1 protein-coding gene is annotated in these 530 nt (G+C 65.1%); it reads right to left on the bottom strand.

Annotated elements, in window-relative coordinates:
* Positions 1-109 precede the first annotated feature (109 nt).
* Positions 110-439: a DUF4158 domain-containing protein gene (locus tag ABGB08_RS54740; protein ID WP_347608589.1), complete on the bottom strand. Its 330-nt coding sequence runs from the start codon at positions 437-439 to the stop codon at positions 110-112.
* Positions 440-530 lie beyond the last annotated feature (91 nt).

The raw sequence follows: 530 nt of genomic DNA, 5'->3' as shown, positions 1-530 counted from the left end.
GCGGCGAGTTCTGCATCCCAGGACACGACCAGATCGTAGGAGAAGGGTAAGGACACCCGCAGACCATCCCGCCTTCGACGACGATGCGGAGGTCAAACAGCAAAACGATCTACGGATGTAGTACCGGAATCCACTCCAGTCGAAACGGTGCCCCCTTCAGCCTCCACGACTGGTGACCTGTCCCTGCGTGCCGCCGCTCGGCGTGGGCCACGTTCTCGGCCAGCCACACGCCGAGCTTGGCGGCATCAGCGGTGGTGCAGGTGCGAAAGCCCAGGTGCGCACGGATCTGGCCGCGATGGTACTCGATCGTCGACCCTGACCACTCATACGACGCCAGCTCCGAGGCGGCCACCTTGACCTGCTTGGCCACATGTCCGACGGCTTCGTCCGGGATCTCCCAGCGGCCTAGCCCCGTTTTCCGCAGGTCTGTGATCGTCACCGGAGCTGCCGTGGATCCACCCCGAGGAGATAGAGGAGATCGAGCTGGGTGGGGGTGGGCTGCGGGATCACCGGTGGCGTGGCGAGGTGGC

The sequence above is a fragment of the Acrocarpospora sp. B8E8 genome, from assembly GCF_039871605.1.
GTDB lineage: Bacteria > Actinomycetota > Actinomycetes > Streptosporangiales > Streptosporangiaceae > Acrocarpospora > Acrocarpospora macrocephala.
The sequence above is the reverse complement of the archived record's forward strand: the minus strand, read 5'-3'. Positions and strand labels throughout refer to the sequence as shown.